The sequence below is a fragment of the Mesorhizobium sp. M4A.F.Ca.ET.020.02.1.1 genome (assembly GCF_004022645.1).
In the GTDB taxonomy this organism is placed as follows: Bacteria; Pseudomonadota; Alphaproteobacteria; order Rhizobiales; family Rhizobiaceae; genus Mesorhizobium.
The window spans coordinates 1-3036 of the sequence record NZ_RZOI01000723.1 but is presented as its reverse complement, the minus strand read 5'-3'; the positions used below and the strand labels follow the sequence as shown (position 1 = coordinate 3036).

3 protein-coding genes are annotated in these 3036 nt (G+C 64.3%); 2 read left to right on the top strand and 1 reads right to left on the bottom strand.

All coding sequences use genetic code 11. The features are described from left to right. The coding region (locus tag EN742_RS29985) for a zinc-binding dehydrogenase (protein WP_210214493.1) at nucleotides 1-664 on the top strand (664 nt) is incomplete at its 5' end. 11 nt (nucleotides 665-675) lie between these two features. Here the strand turns inward: EN742_RS29985 and EN742_RS29980 are convergent. Continuing rightward, nucleotides 676-1203, bottom strand: a complete 528-nt coding sequence (locus EN742_RS29980) for a hypothetical protein (protein ID WP_126057938.1) — start codon at nucleotides 1201-1203, stop codon at nucleotides 676-678. A gap of 108 nt (nucleotides 1204-1311) precedes the next feature. On the opposite strand from EN742_RS29980, the gene EN742_RS29975 reads away from it, so the two are divergent. After that, on the top strand, nucleotides 1312-3036 hold a 1725-nt coding region (locus EN742_RS29975), incomplete at its 3' end, for an ATP-binding protein (protein ID WP_148670354.1).

The following is a 3036-nucleotide window of genomic DNA, read 5'->3' as shown; positions in this document are numbered from 1 at the left end:
CACCAGTTCGGCCGACGGCACGCTGGTGGCTACCGCCGAGGTTCCGCCGGCCGAACTGGTGCCTGACCTTTTGGCCGTGTCAGACGTGCTCGGCACCGGGGGGTATGCGGCCGACGCGGCCGAGGTGCGGCAAGGATCGACGGTCGTCGTGGTCGGAGACGGCGCCGTCGGCCTGATGGGCGTTCTTGCGGCGAAGGAGATGGGGGCGGAGCGCATCATCGCCATGAGCCGCCATGCAAGCCGCCAGAAACTCGCCCGCGAGTTCGGCGCGACCGACATCGTGGCCGAGCGCGGCGAGGACGGCGTAGCGCGCATCAAGGAACTCACCAGAGGCGTTGGCGCCGACTCGGTGCTGGAATGCGTCGGCACGCGGGAATCGTTCGATCAGGCGCTGGCCTGCTCGCGCCCCGGCGGCACGATCGGCTATGTCGGCGTGCCGCATGGCGTCACCTTTGACGGCCAGAACCTGTTCTTCGGCCAAAAACGCATGCTGGGCGGCCCGGCGCCCGTCCGCCGCTTCCTGCCTGACCTGATTGACCGCGTGCTCAAGGGCAGGATGAAGCCCGGCAAGGTCTTTGACCTGCAGCTGCCGCTGGCGGAAGTCGACGAAGGCTACCGCGCCATGGACGAACGCCGTGCGATCAAGGTGATGCTTTCCGTCTAGTCTAGCCGGCCTCAGTTGCCGGGAAGCGTGGTCCACAGCTTGACGGCAAAGCCGCGCTTGTCGAGCTGCCACGGATTGCCGGTGATCACCGCCTTGCCGTTCCGGCATTTGTAGTAATAGACAGCGTCGTGGCCGGTCACGAAGGCCGGTACGACGTCGTCATTCGGGTTGGCCTTGCAGAATTCATCCGCGCCGGGATTGTCGCGCGCGGCGTTCATCCTGGCGCAAGGCAGGTTGGCGCCGACGAAGCAGACCAGCACCTTGCCGTTCATGCAGCGATAGTTGGCCTGTGCCTGCAATTCGGACTCCTGCGGTGCGCCATTGGCGTCCGGAAACAGCCTTTTGAACGCCTTGGCCGTGCCGTCGTAAAGATCGTGCGAATAGGGGCGGATGGTGTCGTCGTTCTTCACCTGTCGGCACAATTCAGGGAGGTTCGTGGTCGTGGCTGCCGCCGCGCTACTTGGGGCGACGACCCACCAGGCGAAGGTCGACAGCAGCACAGAAGCGAAACCGATCGCCGAAAAGCGCAATGCCCGCATTTTGACGTTCTCAGCAAACTGCGCGGCGACTGCCACGCGAACGAAATCTTAATGTAAATCAAGCGTAATCCCGACAATTAAAATTATGCGTATGTGTTGGGGTTGCGCATGCCGGAATATTCTTCGTTCATCCGGTCGATCCGGATCCGTTATCTGTCTGGATTGCTGATCTTCGCGCTGGCCTCCGCCGTGGTCATGTTTGCGCTCAACCGCGTCAACTCCTTTCGTCATGACGTCGACGCGCTGAGCGGCAATCTGGTCATTTTCGGCCGCGACCTGCGCAACGCGACCAATTTCGCCGAGACCACCGGCACCACCTGGCGCGCCGAGACGCGCGATGGCCTGGTGGCGTCGGCACGTGGCCATTCGGAACGACTTTCCGGCGAGGTCGAGACCCTCACCGCCAGGCTCGCCGCCCTGCGGCCGCGCCTGTCGAAGAACACCCTCAACGAGCTCGATTCCGCTTCCGTGAACGGCGACCTGTTCTGGTCGGCGCGCGACATGGTGCGCAACTTCAACCTGATGTCGGTGGCGCAGAAGGTCGACGAATGGAGCTATCGCGAGATCCGCAACCAGAACGACCTGTTTGCGCAGCCGATGCTGGTCCGCGTCCGCACCGCCATGGACAATGAGCGTCATCTGGCCGACGCGGCCGGCGACAGGCTGCTTCTGTGGGCGAGCTGCCTGTTGTTCGCGGTGCTTGGCATCGTCGCCTTCTGGGTCTTCAGGCCGATGGAAAAGGCGATCCGCCGCGCCTTTGCCGAGACCGCGGCATCGCTGTTCAAGGCCGAGGCCGCCGACCGCGCCAAGTCCGAATTCCTGGCCAATATGAGCCATGAGATCCGCACGCCGATGAATGGCGTGCTCGGCATGGCCGAGCTTCTGGCCAAGACCGAATTGACCACGCGTCAGAAGACCTTCACCGACGTCATCGTCAAATCCGGCAATGCCTTGCTCACCATCATCAACGACATCCTCGACTTCTCCAAGATCAACGCCGGCCAGATGATGCTCGACCCGGCGCCTTTCCGTCTGTCGGAAGCGGTCGAGGACGTGGCGACGCTGGTGTCGGCGCGCGTCGCAGAGAAGAACATCGAGCTCATCGTGCGTGTCGATCCGCGGCTGCCGTCCTTCGTCGTCGGCGATGCCGGGCGCTTCAGGCAGATCGTCACCAATTTGGTCGGCAACGCGGTGAAGTTCACCGAGAAGGGCCACGTGCTGGTCGATGTCGGCGGCGAAGTGACGGACGGCGTCGTCCAGCTCAAGGTTCGTGTCGAGGATACCGGCATCGGCATTCCGGCCGAGAAGCTGCAGAGCGTGTTCGAGAAATTCGCGCAGGTCGACGGCTCCTCGACGCGCCGCCACGAGGGCACCGGCCTTGGCCTGGCGATCGCTGCCCGCCTCGTCGATCTGATGGGCGGCAAGATCGGCGTCGAGAGCGAGATCGGCCGCGGCTCGGTCTTCTGGTTCGCCGTGCCGCTGCCAGCGCACAGCCAGGATGCGCGCGACGAGATCGTGCCGGTCGACGTCACCGGCGCGCGCGTGCTGGTCATCGACGACAATCCGGTCAACCGCGAGATCCTGCTGGAACAGTTGCGGAGCTGGAGCTTCGACTGCGCCGCCGCCGAAAGCGGCGCCGTCGGCCTCGCCTTCCTCGACCGCGCCAGCCAGCTCGGCGCCGCTGTCGACTGCATCATCCTCGACTACCAGATGCCGGGCATGAGCGGCGCCGACGTCGCCAAGGCCATTGCCGCCGACAGCCGCATGTCCTCCATTCCGGTGGTGATCCTGACCTCGGTCGACCAGGTCGATTTCGGCAAGATGGTCATCGAT